This window comes from Pseudomonas sp. GL_135, assembly GCF_057834665.1.
Genome location: NZ_CM174408.1, coordinates 726,858 through 752,500 on the forward strand (window position 1 = coordinate 726,858; position 25,643 = coordinate 752,500).

Annotated in this window: 25 protein-coding genes (1 of these 25 only partly in view); 15 read left to right on the plus strand and 10 right to left on the minus strand. The window is 59.8% G+C overall.

The features are described from left to right. Positions 1-200: 200 nt before the first annotated feature. The 5 genes from AC3ISG_RS03245 to dksA all read right to left on the minus strand — a co-directional run bounded on the left by AC3ISG_RS03245 (position 201) and on the right by dksA (position 6,409). Entirely contained in the window at positions 201-1,640 is a 1,440-nt protein-coding gene (locus AC3ISG_RS03245; protein WP_489298501.1) for a sigma-54-dependent transcriptional regulator, read from the minus strand. A 22-nt stretch (positions 1,641-1,662) separates the two neighbouring features. Then, on the minus strand, positions 1,663-4,617 hold the full coding sequence (locus AC3ISG_RS03250; RefSeq protein WP_163022027.1) for a sensor histidine kinase: 2,955 nt from the start codon (positions 4,615-4,617) through the stop codon (positions 1,663-1,665). After that, positions 4,601-4,777, minus strand: a complete 177-nt coding sequence (locus AC3ISG_RS03255) for a hypothetical protein (RefSeq protein WP_002552060.1) — start codon at positions 4,775-4,777, stop codon at positions 4,601-4,603. Before AC3ISG_RS03255 ends, AC3ISG_RS03250 begins: the two co-directional genes overlap by 17 nt. 120 nt (positions 4,778-4,897) lie before the next feature. Next, positions 4,898-5,785, minus strand: coding sequence for a tRNA glutamyl-Q(34) synthetase GluQRS (gene gluQRS / locus AC3ISG_RS03260; RefSeq protein ID WP_489298502.1), 888 nt, complete (start codon positions 5,783-5,785; stop codon positions 4,898-4,900). Between the two features lie 180 nt (positions 5,786-5,965). After that, entirely contained in the window at positions 5,966-6,409 is a 444-nt protein-coding gene (gene dksA / locus AC3ISG_RS03265; RefSeq protein WP_122536967.1) for an RNA polymerase-binding protein DksA, read from the minus strand. 349 nt (positions 6,410-6,758) lie between these two features. Between dksA and AC3ISG_RS03270 the strand changes: the two genes are divergently transcribed. Together AC3ISG_RS03270 and sfsA are read left to right on the plus strand one after the other, a co-directional pair. After that, positions 6,759-7,931 (plus strand): pyridoxal phosphate-dependent aminotransferase, encoded by a 1,173-nt coding sequence (locus tag AC3ISG_RS03270; protein WP_489298503.1) that lies wholly within the window; start codon positions 6,759-6,761, stop codon positions 7,929-7,931. After that, positions 7,931-8,674 carry a DNA/RNA nuclease SfsA gene (gene sfsA / locus AC3ISG_RS03275; protein ID WP_489298504.1) on the plus strand — a complete coding sequence of 248 codons (744 nt, stop codon included), beginning with the start codon at positions 7,931-7,933 and terminating at the stop codon, positions 8,672-8,674. Before AC3ISG_RS03270 ends, sfsA begins: the two co-directional genes overlap by 1 nt. Here the strand turns inward: sfsA and AC3ISG_RS03280 are convergent. Further along, positions 8,652-8,981, minus strand: coding sequence for a Rieske (2Fe-2S) protein (locus AC3ISG_RS03280; protein WP_489299448.1), 330 nt, complete (start codon positions 8,979-8,981; stop codon positions 8,652-8,654). The genes sfsA and AC3ISG_RS03280 overlap by 23 nt on opposite strands. A 169-nt stretch (positions 8,982-9,150) precedes the next feature. On the opposite strand from AC3ISG_RS03280, the gene AC3ISG_RS03285 reads away from it, so the two are divergent. The 4 genes from AC3ISG_RS03285 to deoC all read left to right on the plus strand — a co-directional run bounded on the left by AC3ISG_RS03285 (position 9,151) and on the right by deoC (position 12,813). After that, positions 9,151-10,044, plus strand: coding sequence for a heme/hemin ABC transporter substrate-binding protein (locus AC3ISG_RS03285; RefSeq protein ID WP_489298505.1), 894 nt, complete (start codon positions 9,151-9,153; stop codon positions 10,042-10,044). Next, complete coding sequence (locus AC3ISG_RS03290) at positions 10,041-11,078, plus strand: FecCD family ABC transporter permease (RefSeq protein ID WP_489298506.1); 1,038 nt, start codon at positions 10,041-10,043, stop codon at positions 11,076-11,078. The genes AC3ISG_RS03285 and AC3ISG_RS03290 overlap by 4 nt, the downstream gene beginning before the upstream one ends. Before the next feature lie 5 nt (positions 11,079-11,083). Continuing rightward, positions 11,084-11,845: a heme ABC transporter ATP-binding protein gene (locus AC3ISG_RS03295; RefSeq protein ID WP_489299449.1), complete on the plus strand. Its 762-nt coding sequence runs from the start codon at positions 11,084-11,086 to the stop codon at positions 11,843-11,845. 191 nt (positions 11,846-12,036) lie between these two features. After that, positions 12,037-12,813, plus strand: coding sequence for a deoxyribose-phosphate aldolase (gene deoC / locus AC3ISG_RS03300; protein WP_489298507.1), 777 nt, complete (start codon positions 12,037-12,039; stop codon positions 12,811-12,813). A gap of 188 nt (positions 12,814-13,001) precedes the next feature. Here deoC and AC3ISG_RS03305 read toward each other — a convergent pair whose 3' ends face one another. The 3 genes from AC3ISG_RS03305 to AC3ISG_RS03315 form a co-directional block, all read right to left on the minus strand. Beyond that, entirely contained in the window at positions 13,002-13,280 is a 279-nt protein-coding gene (locus AC3ISG_RS03305) for a TfoX/Sxy family protein (RefSeq protein WP_122536975.1), read from the minus strand. A 240-nt stretch (positions 13,281-13,520) separates the two neighbouring features. Continuing rightward, on the minus strand, positions 13,521-13,865 hold the full coding sequence (locus tag AC3ISG_RS03310; protein ID WP_122623126.1) for a pentapeptide repeat-containing protein: 345 nt from the start codon (positions 13,863-13,865) through the stop codon (positions 13,521-13,523). Positions 13,866-13,966: 101 nt separating this feature from the next. Beyond that, a complete protein-coding gene (locus tag AC3ISG_RS03315) occupies positions 13,967-15,502 on the minus strand; it encodes a bifunctional aminoglycoside phosphotransferase/ATP-binding protein (protein WP_489298508.1) in 1,536 nt (511 codons plus the stop codon). A 133-nt stretch (positions 15,503-15,635) separates the two neighbouring features. On the opposite strand from AC3ISG_RS03315, the gene mrcB reads away from it, so the two are divergent. From mrcB to AC3ISG_RS03330, 3 genes are read left to right on the plus strand one after another with little or no spacing between them, the layout of a single operon-like run. After that, a complete protein-coding gene (gene mrcB, locus AC3ISG_RS03320; RefSeq protein WP_122536978.1) occupies positions 15,636-17,957 on the plus strand; it encodes a penicillin-binding protein 1B in 2,322 nt (773 codons plus the stop codon). 31 nt (positions 17,958-17,988) lie between these two features. Beyond that, positions 17,989-18,729, plus strand: coding sequence for a tetratricopeptide repeat protein (locus AC3ISG_RS03325; RefSeq protein WP_489298509.1), 741 nt, complete (start codon positions 17,989-17,991; stop codon positions 18,727-18,729). Continuing rightward, complete coding sequence (locus tag AC3ISG_RS03330; protein WP_489298510.1) at positions 18,722-19,051, plus strand: YqcC family protein; 330 nt, start codon at positions 18,722-18,724, stop codon at positions 19,049-19,051. Before AC3ISG_RS03325 ends, AC3ISG_RS03330 begins: the two co-directional genes overlap by 8 nt. A gap of 3 nt (positions 19,052-19,054) precedes the next feature. On the opposite strand, the gene AC3ISG_RS03335 is transcribed toward AC3ISG_RS03330, so the two are convergent. Next, positions 19,055-19,483 (minus strand): DUF4124 domain-containing protein, encoded by a 429-nt coding sequence (locus AC3ISG_RS03335; protein WP_489298511.1) that lies wholly within the window; start codon positions 19,481-19,483, stop codon positions 19,055-19,057. Positions 19,484-19,894: 411 nt separating this feature from the next. Here AC3ISG_RS03335 and AC3ISG_RS03340 point away from each other — a divergent pair, with 411 nt between their 5' ends. From AC3ISG_RS03340 to msrQ, 6 genes are all read left to right on the plus strand, one after another. Then, positions 19,895-21,619 carry an acetolactate synthase 3 large subunit gene (locus tag AC3ISG_RS03340; protein ID WP_122536994.1) on the plus strand — a complete coding sequence of 575 codons (1,725 nt, stop codon included), beginning with the start codon at positions 19,895-19,897 and terminating at the stop codon, positions 21,617-21,619. A 2-nt stretch (positions 21,620-21,621) separates the two neighbouring features. Next, entirely contained in the window at positions 21,622-22,113 is a 492-nt protein-coding gene (gene ilvN, locus AC3ISG_RS03345) for an acetolactate synthase small subunit (RefSeq protein WP_093469284.1), read from the plus strand. Between the two features lie 46 nt (positions 22,114-22,159). Next, on the plus strand, positions 22,160-23,176 hold the full coding sequence (gene ilvC, locus AC3ISG_RS03350; protein ID WP_037018564.1) for a ketol-acid reductoisomerase: 1,017 nt from the start codon (positions 22,160-22,162) through the stop codon (positions 23,174-23,176). 148 nt (positions 23,177-23,324) lie between these two features. Then, positions 23,325-24,173 carry a CDP-diacylglycerol--serine O-phosphatidyltransferase gene (pssA, locus tag AC3ISG_RS03355; protein WP_122536982.1) on the plus strand — a complete coding sequence of 283 codons (849 nt, stop codon included), beginning with the start codon at positions 23,325-23,327 and terminating at the stop codon, positions 24,171-24,173. Positions 24,174-24,244: 71 nt separating this feature from the next. Next, entirely contained in the window at positions 24,245-25,258 is a 1,014-nt protein-coding gene (gene msrP, locus AC3ISG_RS03360) for a protein-methionine-sulfoxide reductase catalytic subunit MsrP (RefSeq protein ID WP_122623130.1), read from the plus strand. Next, positions 25,258-25,643: the 5' portion of a protein-methionine-sulfoxide reductase heme-binding subunit MsrQ gene (gene msrQ / locus AC3ISG_RS03365; RefSeq protein ID WP_489298512.1), read on the plus strand. Its footprint extends 235 nt past the window's final position; 386 of the gene's 621 nt are visible here — the first part of the coding sequence; it begins with the start codon at positions 25,258-25,260; its stop codon lies off the right edge, out of view. Before msrP ends, msrQ begins: the two co-directional genes overlap by 1 nt.

Consider the following 25,643-nt stretch of genomic DNA (forward strand, 5'->3'; position numbering starts at 1 on the left):
AGCAGTACCTGTGCCAACTTTTGCAAAAATCGCTACAGGCCCCTGAATCCAAGGGTGTGGCAAATTGACGCTATTCGGTGCGGACGAAAAAAAACCGGGGGTTCGTTACCGTACGCCCCGGTTTTGTTACGTCACCTTTTAAGAGGTAACAGTTTTTTCACATTGCCCGTAACCCGCGTGCCAGAGCCTGCGCGACTTGCTCAGGTTTCGCTAGCCACTCCGGTCTTGCGTCGGGGGATGCCGAGGCGCTGCCGACGCTCCCACAGGCACTTGCGACTGACGCCGAGCTTGCGAGCGAGTTCTGTTTCGGTCATGTGGTCCTGATGTTCCAGAACGAAATGCTGGAAATAGTCCTCCAGCGACAAGTCTTCCGTCGGCTCGCCAGCCGTTGAACTCGACGAGCCTGACGTCTGTGGTGCAAGGCCGATGAACTCGTTGACGTCGGGGTCGCTCAGCTCGATATCGATGCCTAGCAGCTCTGCGGAGATGTCCGGGCTTTCGCACAGGATTACCGCGCGCTCGACCGCGTTCTCCAGTTCCCTCACGTTGCCTGGCCACGAATAGTGTCGGATCGCGTGCTCCGCATCTGGCGCAAACCGCAGGTCGTTACGCCCGGCCTTGAGGCTTTGCCGCGCCAGAAACGCATTGGCGATTTCGTTAACGTCCGCGCCGCGTTCACGCAATGCGGGCAGCTTTAACGCGATCACGTGCAGGCGGTAGTACAAGTCTTCGCGGAACTGCCCGACCTTGGCCAGGCTCTTGAGGTCGCGGTGAGTCGCTGCGATCAGGCGCACGTCGACTTTCTGCGATTGCACCGAGCCCACGCGGCGAATTTCGCCTTCTTGCAAGACGCGCAGAAGCCTCGCCTGAGCTTCCAGCGGTAGCTCGCCGATCTCGTCGAGGAAGAGGGTGCCACCGTCTGCTGCCTCAACCAGACCAGCACGCCCCGCGCTGGCGCCGGTGAACGCGCCTTTCTCGTGGCCGAACAGCTCGGATTCGATGAGAGATTCCGGGATCGCTGCGCAGTTGACCGAAATCATCGGGGCCTTGGCGCGACGGGACAGATTGTGCAGCGCGCGCGCCACCAATTCCTTGCCCGTACCGGACTCGCCTTGGATCAGCACGTTGGAGTCAGTCGGCGCGACTTTGCGGATCTTGCTGTACATGTCCTGCATTGGCGGGCAGGAGCCGATGATGCCGATCTCGCCGTTGCTGTTGTCCGGACCAGATTTGTCACCGATCACGGCCTTTGCGGTGGCGGCGCGTTCCGCCTGCATGCTTTGCAGCGTCTGCCGATCACGCAGGATACGCGAGACGGCCTGAAGCATTTCGTCGTGGTCGAAGGGTTTGGCGATGTAATCCACCGCGCCCATTTTCATCGAATCCACGGCCGAGCGCAGGCTGGCGTAACTGGTCATGATCAGCACCGGCTTGCCCTGGCCGAGCTTGATAAGCTCTGTGCCAGGTGCGCCGGGCAGGCGTAAGTCGCTGACGATCAGGTCAAACGAGGGGATGCTGAAACGTTCCTGAGCTTCCTGCACGGACCCGGCTTCGCTGACCTGGTACTGATTACGTTCCAGCAGTCGGCGCAGGGCGGAGCGGATGATGGTTTCGTCTTCCACGATCAAAATGTGAGGCATTGATTCGGTTCTCTCGACGGTCTCAGTTCACGGCGGACGTCGCTTCGACATGTCGCGGTAAGGTCACCCGAATCCGGGTTCCGCGTTGGTGCTCGGGGTCAGCCGGGCTGTCGATGGTGATTTGTCCATAATGCTCTTCAACGATGGAATAGACCAGCGCGAGGCCCAGTCCTGTCCCTTCGCCCGGATCCTTGGTGGTGAAGAAAGGTTCGAACAAGCGGTCCATGATGGCTTTCGGAATGCCGCTGCCTTCGTCTTCGACGATCAGGTCGACCGTGTGTTCGGAGGCCTCGCTTTTCACCCGGACTGCACTGCCGGCGGGCGATGCATCGCGGGCGTTGGACAGCAGATTGATCAACACCTGCGCCAGCCGTTGGGGATCGCCATCGACCCAGTGGTTAGGGTTGCACAGGTTATAGAATTGCACTTCGAAATTACGGCGGTTCAGCGCCAGCAGACCAATGGCATCCTGCGCCACCTCTGCCAGGCATACGGGTTCGTCGGCATGCTGGTGCCCGCCAGCGTGGGCGAAGCTCATCAGCGACTGCACGATGCGCGAGACACGTTTGGTCTGTTCGATGATCTGGCTGCTGATTTCCGTCAGCTCGGCGTCTTCTTCCCGTTCTTCGCGCAGGTTCTGCGCCAGGCAGGCAATGCCGGTGATCGGGTTGCCGATTTCGTGGGCAACGCCGGCGGCCAGTCGGCCGATGCTCGCAAGCCGTTCGGAGTGCACCAGTTTGTCTTCGAGCATCTGCGTGTCCGTCAGGTCTTCAACCAGAATCACCAGCCCGCTGTTGCCCGGCGCGAGCGGTTCGTCGATGGCGGCCTTGTGCAGGTTGAGCCAGCGAGTCTGCCCGTCCAGGCCCAGGCGCTGTTTGTGCAAGTGCTCGTCAGGGACGTTGATGAACCCCAGCAGCAGCTGCTTCCAGGGATCGACGATGGTCTCGAGCCGTGATCCGACGACGCGCTGAGCGCCGATGCCGGTCAACTCCTCCATGGCCTTGTTCCACATCAGGATCTCTTGATCCTTGGCCAGGGAGCACACACCCATCGGCAGCTCTTGAAGGGTCTGGCGGTGATAACGGCGCAGGGCGTCGAGCTCGGCAGCCAGGCCGGTGAGCCGGGAGTGGTAATCCTCGAGCCGGCTTTCAATGAAGTGAATGTCCTCGGTGACATAGTTCTCGCTGCCGGACTTGTACGGCAGAAACGTCTCGACCATGTCCTGAGCAACACTTGGCCCCATCAGCCCGGAGAGGTTGGCCTCGATACGGTCGCGTAAACGCCGCAGCGCATATGGCCGGCGCTCGTCGAACGGCAGGTAAAGATCCCGCAGCGCCTGTTCGACTTCCTTCTGCGCGGCCTTTGCGCCCAAGGGTTTGGCCAGCTGGGTCGCAAACTCCTGGGGAGAGGCTGCGTGCAGTTCACGGCGCTGAGGGCGGCGAACGTTGTCCACCGCGCAGGCCTCGGCCGCACTCGCCTCTTCGGGACTGGGATTGCTGAACAGCGAAATCAGGGTGAAAACCAGCACGTTGGCCGCTAGAGAGGCAATTGCCGCCATATGCCAGCTGGTGTCATCCAGCACGTAAATCATGTTCAGCAGCGGGATGTAGAACCCTTGAAAGTCGCCGATCAGCGGCAGCAACATGCTGAAAGTCCAGACCGCGATGCCGGCGATCAGCCCCGCCATGAAACCCCGACGGTTGGCAGCCGGCCAGTACAGAACGGACAGCACACCGGGCAGAAATTGCAACGTCGCTACGAACGCAACGATGCCCAGATTCGCGAGATTCTGCTTGGCGCCAAGCAGCAGATAAAAGCCAAAACCGGCCATGATGATCGCGACGATCAGGCCGCGCCGGGTCCACTTCAGCCAGCGATAGATATTGCCTTCGGCTGGCGGCTGATAAAGCGGCAGCACCAGGTGGTTCAGCGCCATGCCGGACAGCGCCAGGGTGGTGACGATGATCAGCCCGCTTGCCGCGGAAAGCCCGCCGATATAGCCAAGCAGGGCCAGGGTCTTGCTGTGGGCGGCGATGCCAATACCCAGCGTGAAGTACTCGGGGCTGGTGGTGGCGCCCAGTTTCAAACCGGCCCACAGCACCAGGGGTACCGCCAGGCTCATCAGGAGCAGAAACAGTGGCAGACCCCAACTGGCGCTGACCAGCGAGCGCGGATTGAGGTTTTCGGTAAAGGTCATGTGATACATGTGCGGCATCACGATGGCCGAGGCAAAGAACACCAGCAACAGCGTCCGCCAAGGGCCTTCCTGCAGTGGCGTGTGCAACGCCGCCAGTGCGCTCTGGTTCTGCAGCAGCCATTGCTCAAGGCTCTGCGGTCCGTCGAACACGCCATACAGCGCGTACAGACCGATGCCGCCGATGGCGACCAGTTTGATGACCGACTCGAAGGCAATGGCGAACACCAGCCCTTCGTGTTTTTCCCGCGTGGCGATGTGACGCGACCCGAAGAAGATTGTGAACAGCGTGATCAGCACGCAGAACGCGAAGGCCACGTAGTTGCGCACAGGCTCCCGGGTAAGAATGCCGATGGAGTCGGCGACGGCCTGGATCTGCAGCGCCAGCAATGGCAACACACCGATCAGCATGAAGATCGTCGTCAATGCCCCCGCCCAGGTGCTGCGAAAGCGGAACGCGAACAGATCGGCCAGGGACGAGAGCTGGTAGGTGCGAGTGATTTTGAGAATGGGGTAAAGCAGAACGGGGGCGAGCAGGAAAGCGCCGGACACACCCAGGTAACTCGACAGAAAGCCGTAGCCGTATTCGTAGGCCAGACCGACGGTGCCGTAAAACGCCCACGCACTGGCGTAGACGCCAAGTGACAGTGTGTAGGTCAGCGGGTGACGAATGATCCAGCGCGGGATCAGGCCACGTTCGCTGATCCAGGCGACGCCGAACAGCACCGTCAGGTAGGCGGCACTGACCAGAATCATCTGGGTCAGGCTAAAGCTCATCGGCATCTCGTTGGCTCTGCAGAATGAAGGTCACTACGATCAGGATCAGCCACAGCATGTACGGCCTGTACCAGGCGCCCGTCGCGTCGATCCACCAGTCCATGATGGCCGGGGAGAACAGATAGATGCCCACCACCAGTAGCAGGACCAATCGATAAATGTACATTTGGCCTCCCAGGTTGACTGACCAGAAGATGACGGAGCGGCATGGTAACGGATGGCGATGGGGCTGCAAGCGACGTTTCCGCCAGCTTTGTGCTGCCCAATATGAATCGGCCGCGGGCGCTCAGTCTATTCGAGCTTCCTCGATAGCGCCGAGGTGAGGTATCGAATCGGCATTCCAGTGCGCAATGGCCCAGTCCAGCACCGCTCGGGGTGTCGCGTCGTTCAGTTCACCCGGCGTCTTTTGCCCCAGGGCACGTAAACCCCGGAGCAGCAGCGGCGTGGCCTGATCAGGCGGCAGCGGCGGCGAACGGTAGGATTTCCCCAGCTTATGACCGTCGGGTTGGGTGATCAGCGGCACGTGAAGGTAACGTGGTTGCGGCAGGCCCAGCAGTTCTTGCAGGTACAGCTGACGTGGCGTGGAGTCGAGCAGATCGGCGCCGCGTACGATGTCAGTCACGCCCTGCCAGCCGTCGTCCAGGACAACCGCCAGTTGGTAGGCGTAGAAGCCGTCCCGCCGCCGAATGATGAAATCCCCCGCGTCGCGCCCCAAGTGTTGACGAAACTCGCCCTGAACCCGGTCTTCGAAGCGGTATTCCAGCTCAGGCACCCGAATCCGGATGGCCGCGTCTTCGGGTGAGTGCCCGGCGTTGCGGCAAAAGCCCGGGTAAATGCCGTTGTAGTCTTCCAGTTGCTTGCGCGAACAGGTGCACGCGTAAGCAAGCCCGTGGTTGAACCACCGATTGATGATCTCCTGATAAGCCTCATGCCGGTCGCTTTGCCTCACCAGTTCGCCGTCCCATTCGAATCCGTAGGCTTCGAGCGTCTGGAGTATGCCCGCCTGGGCACCCTGAACTTCGCGGGGAGGGTCGAGATCCTCCATGCGCATCAGCCATTTCCCGCCGACCGAGCGGGCGTCGAGGTAGGAGGCCAGCGCTGCGACCAGAGAGCCGAAGTGCAGATAACCGCTGGGGGTCGGCGCAAAGCGCCCTATATAGGAAGGGTTTTTCATGGGCGCTGATGGTACTGGAAATAAAACGTACGAAATACCGGACGACTGGCCGTGCTGTGTGGGAAAACGCAACTCATCCGTGTAGCGCCTTCCTGCCGGCACCGTTGTCCGCTCGGTAGATCGGTACAGGCAAAACAAAAAAAGGACGCCGAGGCGTCCTTTTCTACTGGATCAACAGGATCATTTACCGACCTGTTTTTCTTTGATTTCAGCGAGGCTTTTGCAGTCAACGCACATGTCGGCCGTTGGACGGGCCTCGAGGCGCTTGATACCGATCTCAACGCCGCACGATTCGCACCAGCCGTATTCCTTGTCTTGAATCAGCTGCAGCGTCTTGTCGATCTTCTTGATCAACTTGCGCTCACGATCGCGGGCGCGCAGTTCCAGCGCGAATTCTTCTTCCTGGCTTGCACGGTCGGCAGGGTCAGGGAAGTTAGCCGCCTCGTCCTTCATGTGAACAACCGTGCGGTCAACTTCTACCATCAGATCCTGCTTCCACTGGGACAGGATTTTGGTGAAGTGCTTGCGCATGGGTTCGCCCATGTATTCCTCGCCCTTCGTCGCGACGTAGGGTTCGAAACCACTGATTGCCGGGGTGCTCTTTTGCTTTTCTTCGGTGGGCATGAACGGACCGCCTCTCACTCTTCTAAGCCATTACACAGGTTAAGATCCATCGCCGACACCTGCCGGCCCTGCGGCTGCAAGCGGGCGAACTTACCAGATCGAATCGGAGCGCGCTACTCCCGGTTGTCGAGGATGGCCTGCAACACGCACCCGAACTATGACCACAGCCTGAGCGCCCGGTTTTATCTATTTTTGCAGTGCGCCGAGTTTGGTGCGTGTGGCGCAAGTCCCCGGTTTGCCGGCCTGTCGATTGCAAGTTGCTGCTGCCCAGGCGGATAAACGCTGTAGCCTGCTCGGGCGGATGGGTAGAATCGGCGATTCCTCGCCACCCCTCACCAAAGGAAGGCCCATGCCACAGCCCTACAGTGCGCGCAGCCGCGCCATAGAACCCTTTCATGTGATGGCGCTGCTGGCGCGGGCGAATGAACTGCAAGCGGCGGGGCATGACGTCATCCACCTTGAGATTGGCGAGCCGGATTTCACCACGGCCGAGCCGATCATCAAGGCCGGTCAGGCGGCGTTGGCCGCTGGCAAGACCCGATACACGGCGGCCCGTGGTCTGCCGGAATTGCGCGAGGCGATCTCGGGTTTTTACGCTCAGCGTTATGGCGTGAACGTCGATCCGGGCCGGATTCTGATCACGCCGGGCGGTTCCGGTGCGTTGCTGCTGGCGGCGAGTCTGCTGGTCGATCCCGGTAAACACTGGCTACTGGCCGATCCGGGTTACCCCTGCAACCGGCATTTTCTGCGTCTGGTGGAGGGCGCCGCTCAACTGGTGCCCGTGGGTCCGGACGTGCGTTATCAGCTGACGGCCGATCTGGTCGCTCAACACTGGAACGAGGACAGCGTCGGTGCGCTGGTGGCGTCTCCGGCCAATCCGACCGGGACGCTGCTGCACCGCGACGAGCTGGCCGCGCTGTCGGCGTCGCTCAAGGCGCGGGATGGGCACCTTGTGGTTGACGAGATTTACCACGGTTTGACCTACGGCACCGACGCGAGCAGCGTGCTGGAAGTCGACAATGACGCCTTCGTGCTGAATAGTTTTTCCAAGTATTTCGGCATGACCGGTTGGCGACTCGGTTGGCTGGTTGCCCCCGAGGCGGCGATCGGCGATCTGGAAAAGCTGGCGCAGAATCTCTACATCAGCGCGCCGAGCATGGCGCAAAGTGCGGCGCTTGCCTGTTTCGAGCCGCAAACCCTGGAGATCCTCGAACAACGTCGAGCCGAGTTTGCCCGCCGTCGCGACTTCCTACTTCCGGCGCTGCGCGAGTTGGGCTTTAACATTGCCGTGGAACCCGAAGGCGCCTTCTATCTATACGCGGACATCAGCGCGTTCGGCGGCGACGCGTTCGCGTTCTGCCATCACTTTCTGGAAACCGAGCACGTCGCATTCACACCCGGGCTGGATTTCGGTCGCTACCGCGCCAGCCATCACGTGCGATTCGCCTACACCCAGAGCTTGCCTCGGCTTCAGGAAGCGGTCGAGCGAATAGGTCGTGGCCTGCGGAGCTGGCAAGGCTGATGCGTTTCTCTCCTCCACTTGAAGAGGGCCGGCTGATTCAGCGCTACAAGCGCTTCCTTGCCGACATCGAGACCGCCAGCGGCGAGCTCCTGACGATTCACTGTCCCAATACGGGCTCTATGTTCAATTGCATGATGCCGGGTGGTCGCGTCTGGTTCAGCAGGTCCAATGACCCCAAGCGCAAGCTTCCGGGCACCTGGGAAATCACCGAAACGCCACAGGGGCGGCTCGCCTGCGTCAACACCGCGCGCGCCAACAAGCTGGTCGAAGAGGCGCTTTGGAACGGCGTGATCACGGAGCTGGCGGGGTTTACGGCGCTTAAGCGCGAAGTCGCCTACGGTCAGGAAAACAGCCGCGTTGACTTCCGTCTGGATTACCCCGATGGCCCGCTATACCTGGAAGTCAAAAGCGTGACCCTGGGTTTTGATGACAGCCGGGTCGCTGCGTTTCCCGATGCGGTCACTCAGCGCGGCGCGAAGCACCTGCGTGAATTGGCAGCGTTGGCCAGGGAGGGCGTGCGCGCAGTGTTGCTCTATTGCGTGAACCTGACAGGGATCGATGCCGTGCGACCCGCCGCCGAAATCGACGCCGCCTATGCCTCAGCCTTGCTTGAGGCGGCTGCGGCAGGGGTCGAAGTCCTGGCGTATGGCGTGGAGCTGACCCCTGACGGAGTGCGCATTGATCGACCGCTTGAGATTCATCTCTCGGAAACGCGCCCGCTCAGTCCGGTGCCACTGGGTTGATCCAGATGCCCTGAGCGTCTTCGCCGCAGTCGATAGCCCTCAGGAATTTGCCCTCGCAAGGGCCGGCGACGCACTCGCCGTTCTCGATCAAGAACAGCGCACCGTGAGTGGCGCACTGGATCAGACTGGCGCTGGCATCGAGAAACTCATTGGGCTGCCATTCCAGCGCCACCCCTCGATGGGGACACCGGTTGGCGTACACATACACCTGACCCCCTCGCCGGACGGCCAGAATCTTAAGCGCATCGACATCGAACCCGAGGCTTTTGCCTTCAATCAGCGTAGCGCTGTCGCACAGGTATTTCAGCATGGTCTCCTTGGCGCTTGACGCTCAAATGCAAATAATTATCAAATGCCTGGCCGTAGCGGGCTGCGCATTCTGCCAGCAGTCAAACCCGCCAGTCGATGAGCGAGATCCCGCCAGTCGCGCCTTGAAGTGATCGACTGAGGCTTCCTTTATAGAGGACCCACCGCTTATGCGCTTCACCTCCCGATTGATCGCGATCGTCACGGGGCTTTTTATCGCCCACCTGGCTTCCGCCGCTTCACCCGAGCCGCAGCGGTGGGTCAGTGCCGGCGGCGCCTTGACGGAGTGGATAGTTGCTCTGGGCGGAGAGTCGCGTCTGGTGGGCGTGGACAGCACGAGCCAGCACCCGCGGTCGGTCAAATCGCTGCCGGGCATCGGTTACCAGCGACAGTTGTCGGCTGAAGGCATCCTCACGTTGCGTCCGAACGTTCTGATAGGCACCGAAGAAATGGGCCCGCCGCCAGTTATCCAGCAACTGCGCACGGCCGGCGTGCAGGTCGAGGTGTTGTCGGCCAGTGCAGAGCTGCCCGCGCTCCAGGCCAGTCTTGAAAGACTCGGCGCATTACTGGGAAAGGAGGGCGAGGCGCGTCGGTTGAGCGACCAATACATCTATCGGCTTGCGACGGAGCATCAGCGAGTGACGCAACTGAAGCGTGCCGCGCCGGGTGTTCTGTTGCTGGTGAGCCACGCGGGGAGCGCGCCGATGGTGGCTGGCGCAGGCACTGTCGGCGACTGGCTGATCACCCAGGCTGGCGGCCGCAACCTGGCTACCCACACTGGCTACAAGGTGTTTTCCACTGAGGCAATGAGCGGGCTGAACCCTGAAGTGCTCGTTGTCAGCGATCGTGCTCAAAACGGCGTCCAGCCCCGCGAGGCGTTGCTGCGTGAAAATCCGCTCCTGAGGGCAACCAAGGCCTTGCGGGATAACCGCGTCGTCGAGATTGATCCGACCTTACTGGTAGGCGGTCTTGGCCCACGATTACCGGACGCAGTCAGATCACTGGCAGACGCGTTTTATCCTGGCGCTGCACCAAGCAGCGCCAGAGTCTCGAACGCCCAATGAGGCTTGATCTCGCCCCCAGAGCGCTGTTCATCACGCTAGGCTTTGCCTGTTTACTGGCGATATGGCTGTCCCTCGCGCTCGGCCCGGTCAGTCTGCCGATGATGGATACCTTGCGCGCGGTTCTTCATCTGGTGGGCGTGCCCATGGCGGAAGACAACTTGCAGCAGGCGGAACTGATCGTGGGCCAGATCCGCCTGCCTCGTACGCTGCTTGGACTGGCAGTCGGTGCAGTGCTGGCCTTGTCTGGCGTGGCGATGCAGGGTCTGTTTCGCAACCCTCTCGCCGATCCCGGTCTGGTTGGCGTTTCCAGTGGTGCGGCATTGGGTGCGGCAGTGGCCATCGTCGCCGGAGCGTCCCTTGGCGGACTGCCCGAGCCGTTCCAGCCTTATCTGCTGTCCATCTGCGCCTTCGCCGGTGGGCTTGGGGTGACCGCAATCGTCTATCGGCTCGGACGCCGCGACGGTCACACCAGCGTCAGTACGATGCTGCTGGCCGGTGTGGCGATGACTGCGCTGGCCGGTTCGATCATCGGCCTGTTCACGTATCTGGCCGATGATGCGAGCCTGCGGACGCTGACGTTCTGGAATCTGGGCACGCTCAACGGTGCCAGCTATGCCCGGCTTTGGCCTCTGTTGCTGGTTTGCGTGGCCGTGATCCTCTGGTTGCCGCGCCGAGCGAAGGCGCTTAACGCGTTGCTGCTTGGAGAATCGGAAGCGCGTCACTTGGGCATCGAGGTCGAACGCCTCAAGCGCGAGCTGATTCTTTGCATCGCACTCGGCGTGGGGGCAGCCGTCGCGGCGGCCGGGCTCATCGGTTTCATTGGCCTGATTGTGCCGCACCTGGTGCGACTGCTGACGGGGCCAGACCACCGCATCGTTCTTCCCGCATCAGCACTGGCGGGCGCATCGTTGTTGCTCTTCGCAGACATTTTCGCCCGATTGGTAATGGCCCCGGCGGAATTGCCGATAGGGATTGTCACCGTATTCATCGGCGCGCCGTTCTTTCTTTTCCTGCTCGTTCGAGGGCGTGCCTGATGTTAATCGGCAAAGACATCGGCATTGTTCGTGATGGCAAACAGGTGCTCGACAGCATCGATTTGACAATGGCGCCCGGTCAGATGCTTGGCGTGCTGGGCCCCAACGGGGCTGGCAAAAGTACACTGTTGGCTGCTCTGTGCGGCGAGCTTGCCCCGACCCGCGGCCAGGTATTTCTGGACGATATTCCCCTGAATCAATGGCGTGGTCCGGAGCGGGCTCGGCGCCTGGCCGTACTGCCGCAGGCCTCGACATTGAGTTTCGCGTTCAAGGTCGAGGAAGTGGTTGCGATGGGCCGCTTGCCCCATGAAAGCGGTCAGCAACGTGACGCTGAAATTATCCAGCATGCCCTTGAGGCCGCCGATGCAATGCACCTGCTCGGCCGCAGCTATCTGACGTTATCGGGGGGCGAGCGTCAGCGGGTCCATCTGGCGCGGGCGCTGGCTCAGGTGTGGCCGGGTGAGGAGGGGCAGGTTCTGTTGCTGGACGAGCCCACCTCGGCGCTCGACCCATTGCATCAACACACCACGCTGTTGGCCGTTCGCGCGTTCGCCGACCGTGGCGGCGCGGTGATGGTGATCCTGCATGATTTGAATCTGGCGGCCCGTTATTGCGATCGCTTGTTGTTGCTGAGTCAAGGTCTAACGTATTTATCCGGCACGCCACAGCAAGTGCTGACGCCTGAAGCGCTGATGTCGGTATTTGGCCTGGATGTTCTGGTACAACCCCATCCCGAGCGTGGGCACCCTCTGGTGATCACTCGCTGAAGTGACTTGGTTATCGACCGGCATCAGTTCCTTTTTTCGATGCGGCAGCCCCATTTCCAATGCCCGTGCAGGCAACGTCCTTCGGACAATTCTTGTAATCACGTAGGCCTGCTCTTTTGCGTCGTTGTGAGCGTTCAGGCACAGCCATTCTCGATTATCGTCGCCTCAGACAAAGGCATTGAGGGTGGGTAATGAACGACATAAATGCGGCGATTGACGTGCATGAGGTCGATGCGTCATTGGCGCAACTGGCTATTGGTCTGATGGAGTTGGCTTCATTGAATGCTGACGACACGCCGGAAAAGATTGTTGCCTTGTGTCATAGAGCACTGACGCCGGTCGGGCAGGTTGCCGCCGTCTGCGTCACGCCCAGGTTCGCAGGACTGGCGCGGCGCACACTCGACAGCCTTCATGCGCGCGAGATCAAAGTCGTGGCAGCGGTTAACTTTCCGAGCGGTTCGGCTTCTGTCAGTTCAGCCGAGCTGGAAACCCAGGCGGCGATTCTTGCGGGGGCCGACGAAATTGATCTGGTTTACCCTTTTTATGCGTTGCTTGGCGGGGACAGGCAGATTGGCGCTGAGATCATCAATGCCTGCAAAACCAGGTGCGGTCGGGCAGCGTTGACCGTCACGCTGGAAACCGGCGTGCTGCGTGATCCGCAGGTTATTCACGGCGCAAGCTGTGTGGCGATTGAGGAGGGCGCCAACTTTCTCAAAACCAGCACCGGCAAACACATCCTGAATGCAACGCCCCAGGCCAGTCGCATTTTGATCGCGGCCATCGCTGACTCAGGCGCGCATGTGGGGATCAATGTTTCCGGCAATGTACGAACGCTCGATGAAGCGCGGGTGCATATGGATTTGGTCAAAGCGCGATTTGGGCCGCGCTGGCGTGAGCAGGGGAGATTGCGGCTCGGGGCTACCAGCCTGCTGGATGATCTGCTGATCCGCTTGGGCGTAGGCGCGTAAATCACGGGCAAAAAAAGACCCGGCAAGAGCCGGGTCAAAAACCGTGATTAGCCTGATGAGGAGATAATCTGAGAGTCCGAACCAAGGAGCCTTTCAGTTTATCGGCCAGTCTCGCGACCGGATGTGATAATCATAGTGATTCTCATTTGTAAGTCAACAGTGTTCTGCAGACTATTTGCTGTGCACGTTCAGCGTTCCCCGATTGCCCCAGGGCATGCGTTCCTCAATTCGGTGTCCAGGGAGTCTTTGTATTCCTGAGACAGCTCGCTCCAAGGGCGATTCGACAACGCACCTTCGAGTGAATACAGCAGCGCTTTGGATGCTCGGAAGCCCCTGACCTGGACGGCCCGGTAGGCCTGGATTGCGCCAAGACGGCGCAGGTCGGCGATAGTGTGAATACCCGCAGCGTGAAGCCATTGAACCGAGGTCTTTCCCAGGTTCTTCATCCCCAATAACTCATCGTCCATGATTACAGCCCTTTCCAGTCATTCCATGTAATAACTTCTCCGTAGGCTCGACACAAACTGAAAAGGCGAGCCATGCCCTTGAGCGTAGACGCCCTCGAATTGCTCCGCAGAAAATCTCAGTGGAATGCGGCACGCGCCGCCGAACGGTAGGGTCAACTGAGGAGGGAAGGCGAGCGCGGGCCCGGCACGGCGTCGCATGCGGGGCGAGAAGTCAGGGCGGGGGTTAGTGGGGTGATGACGTCAGCGGGTGCGATAACGCAGGCGCGTACCGAAATTGACCGACATGAGGATTTCGTCAGCACTTAGCTCTGGCGGGAAGTACGCCCCGGATATCTGCGCGTGGGCGATGCTTGCACCCTCGAGCCTGGTTGTCCGGAAATCAACGCCACGCAGGTCCGCAGATCTGAAGTAGGCGTCACTGAAATCGACCTCTTCAGCGTTGAGTTCACGCAGGTCCAGACCGCGAAAATCTCCTCCAGACAGATCAACAGGGCCCTGTTTGGGCCGTTCGAGGTTGAAGGCGGTCACGTCGTCGTTTCGCAATAGCGCGAACAGGGGCGAGTCAAGGTGCTTGGGCTGGTTCATTTGACGTCTCCTTTGTTGGAATTCTGACGCCACTATAATGCCACCAGTGTCGAGCCGTGAAGCGGTATCCTTCACGACTCGACCACTGGTGGGGCGGGAAGTCAGAGCCCCGGCAGGTGCTGACGAATGTCGGCGACCAGCTTGTCCAGATCGCCGGAGACGTTGGTCTCGACGTGCCGACTGCGCAGTATCTCGTCGGCAGTCAACGCTTCGCGACTGGCCAGCTGCATTTCGATGACTTCCATGGTTGCGTCGGATGGGTCCTGATTTTGCGCTCGACGCTGGGCCAGCCAACCTTCGATAACGGCTTTGGGCGCGGCGCAATCAATGATCAGAAACGGACTGCCCATCGCCTCGGCAATCTGCGCGGCCGCCTGACGTTGCGCGAGCTTCAAATAGGTTGCATCAATGACCACCGGCAAGCCTGCGCGGAGCACGACACCCGCCAGCTCATTCAGACGTTGATACGTGGCCGCGCTGACGTCGGCGGAATACAGATCTTTATGGTCGGCGAATGCACGCTTGCGCTCGACATCTGAACGCAGGCGGATTGCACCCAGGGCTTCGACCAACCTCATCGCGACCTGACTTTTGCCGACCGCCGAAACGCCATGGGTGATGGCCAGGAAGTTGGACGGAATCGCGCTGTAGCTTTCGGCCAGGTTGGCGTAGTTGCGGTACTGGCGCAGTGTGGCGGCGCGCTGCACCTGATCGGCGTTGGCATTCAGGCTGAACAGCGCCACTTTGGCACGGACCATCGCGCGGTAGGCTTTGTAAAAATTAAGCAGTTGCAGGCCTTCGTAGTCGCCGGTCAGTTCCAGGTACTGGCTGACGAGTCGGCGCGACAGGCTCTTCAGGCCGCGATCCTCAAGGTCCATGGCCAGGAAGCCGATGTCCGCATAGACATCCGTCATGCGGAACGGCTCGTTGAATTCGATGCAGTCGAAAATCACGACCTTGCCATCGATCAGCGTTGCATTGCCCAAGTGGATGTCGCCATGGCATTCCCGGACAAAGCCGTCGAGCTTGCGCTGGTTCATCAGAGGCTTGAGGCGCTCGAAACTGGTGTTGGCCCACGCTTCCAGCGCTTCCAGCTGGATGAGGTCAGATTTTTCGCTGAGGAAAGGCAGAATCTGCTCAAAGTTCTGCGTGACTGGCGCCATGGCACTCTCAGCGCTGCCGAGCGGATTTTCCATCGGCACCTTGGGCGACTTGAGATGAAACTCGGCGATCTGCCGGGCCATGTCGTCGATATGCGCCGTGGTCAACTCGCCTTTGGCTTGCAAGGTGCTGAGCAATCCGTCCTGCGGGAACTGGCGCATTTTCAGCACGTACTCGATCGCTTCGCCTTCACCATTCAACTGCGGCGCTTCGATGCTGCCGGTGATGGGCAGCACTTCCAGGTACAGATTGTCTGTCAGGCGCTGGTTCAGCATCAGCTCCTGCTCACAGAAATGCTGGCGCGCCGGCAGGCTGGTGAAGTCCAGAAAGCCGAAATTGACCGGCTTCTTCATCTTGTAAGCGTATGGGCCGGTGAGCAATACCCAGGAAATATGCGTCTCGATGACCTGAAATTCTTCGACCGGGTGAGGAAACAGGGCGGGGTTTTGCAACGCGGCTATCAGTGTCTGGCTCACGGACGATCCTTGAAAGGTGATAAGTCGATAGAGAAGTAGCGAAAGGCGGCCATTATGGCCGCTGGAGACAATGCTGCAAACCGCTTAAAGGGCGGTCTGTCGGGGGCTTTGAAAGTGCGTATAATCCGCCGCCATGACCCGATCCCGCTCCCCGAAAAAATCCCCCAAACCCACCAACAGCCGCCTGCGCAGCCTGTTGGGCTGGGCCCTGAAACTCAGTCTTGTCGGGCTGGTGATCCTTGGCTGCTTCGCCGTTTACCTGGATTCCATCGTCCAGGAAAAATTCTCCGGCAAGCGCTGGACCATTCCGGCCAAGGTCTATGCACGGCCACTGGAGCTGTTCGTCGGCCAGAAGCTTTCACGCGATGACTTCCTTCTGGAGCTCGATGCGCTGGGCTATCGCCGCGAAGGCGTGGCCAATGGGCCGGGCGCTGCTGCGGTCAATGGCAACACCGTTGACCTCAATACCCGTGGTTTCCAGTTTTATGAAGGCGCTGATCCGGCGCAGCAGATCCATGTGCGCTTCTCCGGCGATTACGTCGCTGAACTGACCGCCGCCAACGGTGCCAAGCTGGCTGTCGCACGGCTGGAGCCCTTGATGATCGGCGGCTTGTATCCGAAGAATCTCGAAGACCGGATTCTGATCAAACTCGATCAGGCGCCGCCTTATTTGCTCGACACGCTCGTCACCGTCGAAGACCGCGATTTCTACCATCACTTCGGCGTATCCCCGAAGGGGATCGTGCGCGCTTTCTGGATCAACGCATCCGCTGGGCAGATGCGCCAGGGCGGATCGACGCTGACTCAGCAACTGGTCAAGAACTTCTACCTGACCAACGAGCGCAGCATCACCCGCAAGCTGACCGAAGCGATGATGGCTGTTTTGCTGGAGATCCATTACAGCAAGCAGGAGATTCTCGAGGCCTACCTCAACGAAGTGTTCGTGGGCCAGGACGGTCAGCGTGCGGTCCACGGCTTCGGTCTGGCGAGTCAGTATTTCTTCAGCCAGCCGCTGTCGGAGCTGAAGCTGCATCAGGTCGCCTTGCTGGTCGGTCTGGTCAAAGGGCCTTCGTATTACAACCCGCGCCGCAATCCTGAGCGTGCGTTGGAACGGCGTAATCTTGTCCTCGATCTGCTCGAGCAGCAGGGTATCGCCACGCCGGAAGTGGTTGCGGCGGCGAAGAAAATGCCGCTGGGCGTGACCAAAACCGGTTCACTGGCCGACAGTTCGTTTCCGGACTTCCTTGACCTGGTCAAACGCCAGTTGCGTCAGGACTACCGCGACGAAGACTTGACCGAAGAGGGCCTGCGGATCTTCACTAGCTTTGATCCGATTCTTCAGATGAAATCCGAAGCCGCCGTGCGCGAAAGCTTCGCCAAAATCTCGGGCCGCAAAGGCGCCGACGAGATGGAAACGGCTATGGTCGTGACCAACCCGGAAACCGGCGAAGTCCAGGCGCTGATTGGTAGTCGACAAGCGGGCTTTGCGGGGTTCAATCGAGCGCTGGATGCTGTACGGCCGATTGGGTCGTTGGTCAAGCCGGCCATCTACCTCACCGCTCTCGAACGCCCGCAACAATACACCCTGACCAGTTGGATTCCGGACGAGCCCTTCCAGGTGAAAGGCGCCGACGGCCAGATCTGGAAACCCCAGAACTACGATCACAAAGCCCACGGCAACATTTTCCTGTACCAGGGCCTGGCGCACTCCTACAACCTGTCCAGCGCCAAGCTGGGTCTGGACCTGGGCATACCCAACGTCTTCAAAACCCTGACCAAACTGGGCGTGACCCGCGAGTGGCCTGCTTTCCCGTCGATGCTCCTGGGTGCTGGCGCTCTGACGCCGATCGAAGTGGCGACGATGTACCAGACTATCGCCAGTGGCGGCTTCAACACGCCGTTGCGCGGGATCCGCAGCGTACTGACCGCCGAAGGGGAGCCGCTCAAGCGCTACCCTTTCCAGATTCAGCAACGTTTTGACCCGGGCTCGATCTATCTCTTGCAGAACGCCATGCAGCGGGTGATGCGCGAAGGCACGGGTAAGTCGGTGTACAACGTGCTGCCAGGCACGCTGAATCTGGCGGGTAAATCGGGCACCACCAACGATTCGCGCGACAGCTGGTTTGCCGGTTTCAGTCAGGACTTGCTGGCAATCGTCTGGATGGGACGCGACGACAACGGCAAGACGCCGTTTACTGGGGCCACCGGCGCATTGCAGATCTGGACCAGCTTCATGAAGAAGGCCGATCCGCTGCCACTGGACATGGCGATGCCCGATAACGTCGTACAGGCCTGGGTCAATGCCAGTACTGGCGAAGGCACCGACGCCAGCTGCCCGAACGCCGTACAGATGCCGTATATTCGCGGCAGTGAGCCGCAACCCGGCCCGACCTGCGGGGGGGCTACAGCGCCTGCCGATTCGGTAATGGACTGGGTCAAGGGCTGGTTGAATTAAGCCTGGTTGAATCAAGCAAAGAGGATGTGACGTGAACAAGTGGTGGATTCCGGCTGTAACGGCTCTGGCTTTGCTCAACGGTTGTGCGTCCCAGACGCGCAGTGCAATTCCGGTGGTAGATTCAGGGTCACGCGTTTCGAATGGCGAACGCGTTTCGTCGACACGCAGCAACACCTACCGCGCGCCGGTGCAGGCGCCAGCGCAGTCGCAAACGATTCAGGAAGATTCCGGTGTCACGGTCATGGTGCCCGGCGGCGCCAATGCCAGTGGTGCACCTATTTCCACATTCGTGCCACCCACCACGGCGCCGATCAGCACGGCACCGGTTAATCAGGCCCCGGTAAACAACCCCTACACACCGCCGGCGGCCACCAGCAATACCTACAACATGCCAGCGTCGGCGCCGACTGGCATTCCGTCTGCGTCCGGCGGCGGGTTGTCAGAAGACGAGCAACTGGATGGGCCCGTGCTGGCGCTGCTGACAACCGCTCAGCAACAGCAATCCGGCGGCGATCTCAACGGCGCATCATCGAGCCTTGAGCGTGCGCAACGTGTTGCTCCCCGTGAGCCGCAGGTCCTTTACCGTCTGGCGCAAGTACGCCTGGCTCAGGGCGATGCGCCTCAGGCTGAGCAATTGGCCCGTCGCGCTCTGACCTACGCCAACGGTCGCGCCAGCCTTCAAGCAAGTCTTTGGGGATTGATTGCCCAATCGCGTGAGAAGCAGGGTGACGCTGCCGGTGCAGCGCTGGCACGGCAGAAAGCCAATGGATAAACGCTTTCCGAAAATCGCCGACCAGTTGCTGTTGATCGAGCGCGAATTGCGCGTGCTGGGATGGTGGAAGGACGTGCCGCCCAGCGATGAGTCGCTGTCCAGCCGTGAGCCCTTCTGTGTCGACACGCTGGATTTTGACCAGTGGCTGCAATGGATCTTCCTGCCGCGCATGAAGATCATCCTCGAGCAGGACATGCCGTTGCCTACGGCATCTGGCATCCTGGAAATGGCGGAGATGCTCTACGCCAGCCGTATACGTGAAGCGCGCAACCTCCTGGCGCTGCTGAAGGACTTCGATCGGTTGATCACCGAGGCTGTTTGACTCCTAGTTGCATTGATCGTCGAGGTATTTTTTGACCTCGGCGATGCGTGCCTGCCGCTCTTCTTCCGTGAACCGCCTTAGCTCGCCATCCACCTCCTGTCGTACCCGCGGATTGTTCTGCAGTTGCGCGAGGCTGGTTCGCTGTTCGTCGCACGCCTCTTTGCGCTTGGCCTCCTGAGCCGCAACCTGCTTCTTGACTTTGGCATCGACTGCTTCCTGCTCCCGAGCTCCATCTTGATTCTGCGGCGGCGGGGCAGGGGGCGCGGCGACAGGGCTCCCTGTATTGATTTCCTGTGCGGTCTGCCCGGCAGGCGGCTGGGCGTCGAAATGCGTTACGCCCTGAGCGTCGACCCATTTGTATATCTGCGCGGCCTGTCCGACCGCCGGGGCGACGGCAAGTGTCAGCGTCGCCGCAAGAATCATCCAGCGCATTCCCGGTTCCTTACTTCTGTGGCAATGGCCGGAAACCTATCACAAGCGGGACGCCACGACCTCATTCGGTGCCTTTTGGCGGGCGGCGGACGAAGAAAGCGCATCGATGACTTGACTTGAGAGGGGCGAATCCCAACAATCCAAAGCTCGCTGTAGAAGGACTGCCAGAAGCAGACCGTCTCGGTAGATCATGAGGCGCACACCCGCGCCGACCCGTAACACCCGCAACGCGTTACCTCGCGCTGGGTGGGAAGACCCCGAAACACTTAAAGGGGCGATCCCAATACTTGCTCAGTCAGTGCTGACGTAGTCGGCGACCACCGTCGCTCATGCTCTGCTTTGCAGTAAACCTATTAAGACCCGTCTCCTCGCTTGTGTGGACGGTATTCTGGCGTTTTAGAGGTGAACAACGTGGAGCTTTTATCTGGCGCTGAAATGGTCGTCCGCTTTTTGCGTGACGAAGGCGTAGAGCACATCTACGGGTACCCTGGCGGTGCCCTCCTGCATATATACGACGCGCTGTTCAAAGAACCGGCTGTGAGCCACATCCTCGTTCGTCACGAACAGGCGGCGACTCACATGGCTGACGGCTACGCCCGCGCCACCGGCAAGGCAGGCGTTGTGCTGGTGACTTCAGGTCCCGGCGCAACCAACGCCATTACGGGTATCGCGACCGCCTACATGGATTCGATTCCGATGGTGGTGCTGTCCGGCCAGGTTCCTAGCAACATGGTCGGTACCGACGCGTTCCAGGAAACCGACATGATCGGTATCTCCCGGCCGATCGTGAAGCATAGCTTCATGATCAAGCACCCGTCGGAAATCCCGGAAGTCCTGAAAAAGGCGTTTTATCTCGCTCAATCCGGTCGTCCTGGTCCTGTCGTTGTCGATATTCCGAAAGACATGACCAACCCGGCGGAAAAGTTCGAATACATTTTCCCCAAGAAAGCCAAGCTGCGTTCCTACAGCCCGGCGGTCCGTGGCCACTCTGGGCAAATCCGCAAGGCCGTGGAAATGCTGGTGGCGGCCAAACGTCCGGTCATCTACGCCGGCGGCGGCGTGATCATGGGCAACGGTTCGGCGCCATTGACCGAACTGGCGCAGCAATTGAACGCCCCGGTCACCAACACGCTGATGGGGTTGGGTGCCTATCCGGGCACTGATCGCCAGTTCGTCGGCATGTTGGGCATGCATGGTAGCTACACCGCCAATCTGGCGATGCACCACGCCGACGTGATTCTTGCGGTCGGCGCGCGTTTCGATGATCGCGTGATCAATGGCCCGGCGAAGTTCTGCCCGAACGCTAAAATCATTCACGTCGACATCGACCCTGCATCCATCTCCAAGACCATCAAGGCCGACGTGCCCATTGTCGGGCCGGTCGAGAGCGTGCTGACCGAAATGGTTGCGACCCTTAAAGAGCTTGCCGAAACCCCTAACAAGGATTCGGTCGAGACGTGGTGGAAGCAGATCGAAGAATGGCGCGCCGGCGGCGACCTGTTTCCGTACAACCGTGGCGACGGAACCGTCATCAAGCCGCAGACCGTGATCGAGACGCTGTGTGAAGTGACCAAAGGCGATGCCTACGTCACCTCCGACGTGGGTCAGCACCAGATGTTCGCGGCTCAGTACTATCGCTTCAACAAACCCAATCGCTGGATCAACTCCGGCGGTCTCGGCACGATGGGCTTTGGCCTGCCTGCCGCGATGGGCGTTGCGCTGAGTTTCCCGAATGACAATGTCGCCTGCGTCACCGGCGAAGGCAGCATTCAGATGAACATTCAGGAACTGTCGACCTGCCTGCAGTACAACCTGCCGGTGAAGATCATCCTGCTCAACAACGGCGTGCTCGGCATGGTCCGTCAGTGGCAAGACATGAGTTACAGCGGCCGTCACTCGCATTCCTACATGGAGTCGCTGCCTGACTTCGTCAAATTGGTCGAGGCATACGGTCATGTCGGCATGCGCATCACCGACCTGAAAGACTTGAAGCCGATGATGGAAGAAGCGTTCGCCATGAAGGATCGCCTGGTATTCCTTGATATCAAGGTCGATGTCGGCGAGCACGTCTATCCGATGCAGATCAGAGACGGGTCCATGCGCGACATGTGGCTGAGCAAGACGGAGCGGACATAACCATGCGCCACATTATTTCGCTATTGCTGGAAAACGAACCGGGTGCGCTGTCTCGTGTGGTTGGCCTGTTTTCCCAGCGCAACTACAACATCGAAAGCCTGACAGTGGCGCCAACCGAGGACCCGACCCTGTCGCGTCTGACGCTGACCACTGTTGGTCATGATGAAGTGATCGAGCAAATCACCAAGAACCTCAACAAGCTGGTCGAAGTAGTCAAGCTGGTCGACCTGTCGGAAAGCGCCCACATCGAGCGCGAGCTGATGCTGATCAAGGTGAAGGCCACCGGCGCACAGCGTGCCGAGATCAAGCGCACCACCGACATTTTCCGCGGCCAGATCGTGGATGTTTCCAGCAGCGTCTATACCGTGCAGTTGACCGGGACAAGCGACAAGCTGGACAGCTTCATCCAGGCGATTGGCACCACGGCCATTCTGGAAACCGTACGCAGCGGCGTTACCGGCATAGCCCGCGGCGACAAAGTGCTGAGCATCTAACCTAATTTTGCAAATGGCCTTGCGGCCACGTTATCAGGGGAATTTCATGAAAGTTTATTACGACAAAGACTGCGACCTTTCGATCATCCAGGGCAAAAAAGTTGCCATCATCGGTTACGGTTCCCAGGGCCACGCTCAAGCGTGCAACCTGAAAGACTCCGGCGTTGATGTCACTGTTGGCCTGCGCAAGGGTTCGGCTACTGTCGCCAAAGCTGAAGCTCACGGCCTGAAAGTGACCGACGTGGCTTCCGCTGTCGCCGCTGCAGATCTGGTCATGATCCTGACCCCGGACGAATTCCAGTCTCAGCTGTACAAGAACGAAATCGAGCCGAACATCAAGAAGGGCGCAACACTGGCCTTCTCCCACGGCTTCGCGATTCACTACAACCAGGTTGTCCCGCGCGCCGACCTCGACGTGATCATGATCGCGCCAAAGGCACCGGGCCACACCGTGCGCACCGAGTTCGTCAAAGGCGGTGGCATCCCTGACCTGATCGCCGTTTACCAGGACGCCTCTGGCAACGCCAAGAACGTCGCTCTGTCGTACGCTTCGGGTGTTGGCGGCGGCCGTACCGGTATCATCGAAACCACGTTCAAGGACGAGACCGAAACCGACCTGTTCGGCGAGCAAGCCGTTCTGTGTGGCGGTACCGTTGAGCTGGTCAAGGCCGGTTTCGAGACTTTGGTTGAAGCCGGTTATGCGCCGGAAATGGCCTACTTCGAATGCCTGCACGAACTGAAGCTGATCGTTGACCTCATGTACGAAGGCGGTATCGCCAACATGAACTACTCGATCTCCAACAACGCCGAATACGGCGAGTACGTGACCGGCCCGGAAGTCATCAATGCCGAATCCCGTCAGGCCATGCGCAACGCTCTGAAGCGCATCCAGGACGGCGAGTACGCGAAGATGTTCATCGCCGAGGGTGCCAGCGGCTACCCGTCGATGACCGCCAAGCGTCGTAACAACAAGGCGCATGGCCTGGAAATCATCGGTGAGCAACTGCGCTCGATGATGCCTTGGATCGCGAAGAACAAGATCGTCGACCAAGCCAAGAACTAAGATCGCAGATCAGCTTCTTGCATGAACAAACGCGGCCTTCGGGTCGCGTTTTTTCGTTATGGGGGCTCATCTGGTATAAAGCTGCATCGTTTGTCGGCCGACCGGCCACAAGCATTTGTCGAAATTATTCAGCTGCAAGGTATTGTCCATGAGCGAACGTCCCGAAGAGCCGAACAAGGCTTCTGACGCCGAAAGCCTGCTACCGATCGATGAACACATTGAAGAGGGCCATGACGACGAGGGGCGCAAGGTGCGCCATCGCGGCATCTACCTGCTGCCCAATCTGTTCACCACCGCCAACCTGTTCGCCGGCTTCTACGCAATCATCAGCGCCATGAGTGCGCAAAGTGCGCTGAGTGCGGGTGATCAGGCGAGCGCGAGCAAATACTTCGCGTTTTCCGCCATCGCCATCTTCGTTGCCATGGTGCTGGATGGTCTGGATGGCCGCGTCGCGCGGATGACCAACACCCAAAGCGCATTCGGTGCAGAGTACGACTCGCTGTCCGACATGGTTGCTTTCGGCGTGGCGCCAGCACTGTTGGCGTTTGGCTGGGCGCTGGGTGACATGGGCAAGGTCGGCTGGATGGTCGCCTTCATCTATGTGGCGGGTGCGGCGTTGCGTCTGGCCCGCTTCAATACCCAAGTGGGCAAGGCCGACAAGCGCTACTTCATCGGCCTGGCAAGTCCCGCCGCCGCGGGCGTTGTAGCAGGCACCGTTTGGGCATTCAGCGATTACGGCATTCAGGGCTCGAAACTGTCGTTCCTGGTCGCGTTATTGGTTGCAGCCGCCGGCATGCTGATGGTCAGCAACATCAAATACAACAGCTTCAAGGAGTTGGATCTCAAGGGACGCGTGCCATTCGTTGCCATCCTGGCGGTGGTTCTGGTATTTGCCGTGGTGTTCAGTGATCCGCCGCGTATTCTGCTGCTGATATTCCTCGGCTATGCAGCATCTGGCCCCATCCAATACCTGCTGCGTCTACGTCGCCAGAGGTAGTTAGTCAGCCTGCATTTCCCGCATACTCCGCAGCTATAGATGCTTCAGTTCTCCATAGCTGCGGAGTCATCATGCTGATCAAGATCCCTTCTACATCCGATTGCACAGAGTCGGATGTCACGCCCGAACCCATTTATCTCTCCCGTCGCGCATTGCTCGGCAGCTCACTTGCAGGGCTTGCCATAAGCGCGATGCCTGGTTGGGCCCAAGCCGAAGAAGCTTCGCGCTACGCCGACGTCGAAGCCGGCGCTGCTCCTGACTGGTTCAAAGGAAAATTGCCTGCGACCAGGTGGCAAGCCGTCACCGTCAAGGACGAGACGATCACTCCGTTCAAAGATGCGACTCACTACAACAACTTTTACGAGTTCGGGACCGACAAGGGCGACCCGGCGCAAAACGCAGGGTCTTTGAAAACCGAGCCCTGGAGCGTAGTCATTGACGGGGAAGTGGCCAAGCCTGGTCGCTACGCACTCGAAGACTTCATGAAGCCCTATCAACTGGAAGAGCGTATCTATCGCCTGCGCTGCGTAGAGGCGTGGTCGATGGTGATCCCTTGGCTGGGTTTCCCGATCTCCGAGCTGCTCAAGCAGGTCGAGCCGACGGCGAATGCCAAATACATCCGCTTCGAAACGCTGCAGGACCCGAAGACCATGCCTGGCCAGCGCTCCGGCTTCGCGTTGATTGACTGGCCTTATGTAGAGGGGCTGCGCCTGGATGAGGCGATGAACCCGCTCGCGATACTGGCGGTGGGTATGTATGGGCGGGAGCTGCCCAATCAGAACGGCGCGCCCTTGCGTCTGGTAGTGCCTTGGAAATACGGCTTTAAAAGCGTGAAGTCCATCGTGCGCATCAGTCTGACAAGCGAGCAGCCGAAGACTACATGGCAAAGCATTGCGGCAAGCGAGTACGGTTTCTACGCCAACGTGAACCCGACTGTTGATCACCCACGCTGGACCCAAGCACACGAGCGGCGCCTGCCCAGCGGGCTGTTCAGCCCGAATATTCGCCAGACCGAGATGTTTAACGGGTATGGGGAGCAGGTTGCTTCTCTCTATGCGGGTCTGGATCTACGGAAAAACTATTGATGCGCTTCATCTACTGGCGAGTGTCGGTGTTCATCGCTGCAGCGTTAGTGCCCATGTATTGGCTCTATCAGGCGTGGATTTTTGCCTTGGGGCCTGATCCGGGGAAGGTGCTGGTCGATCGCCTCGGGCTGGGAACGCTTGTGCTGCTTTTGATCACCTTGGCAATGACCCCATTACAGCGCACGACGGGCTGGCCCGGATGGGTCGCGGTGCGTCGGCAACTGGGGCTGTGGTGTTTTACCTATGTGTCGCTGCACATGCTGGGCTATGGCTTCTTTATTCTGGGTTTCGACTGGGCGCAACTGGGCGTGGAGTTGGTCAAGCGGCCCTACATCATTGTCGGTGCGCTAGGTTTTCTGGGCCTCTTGTCGCTAGCCGTGACGTC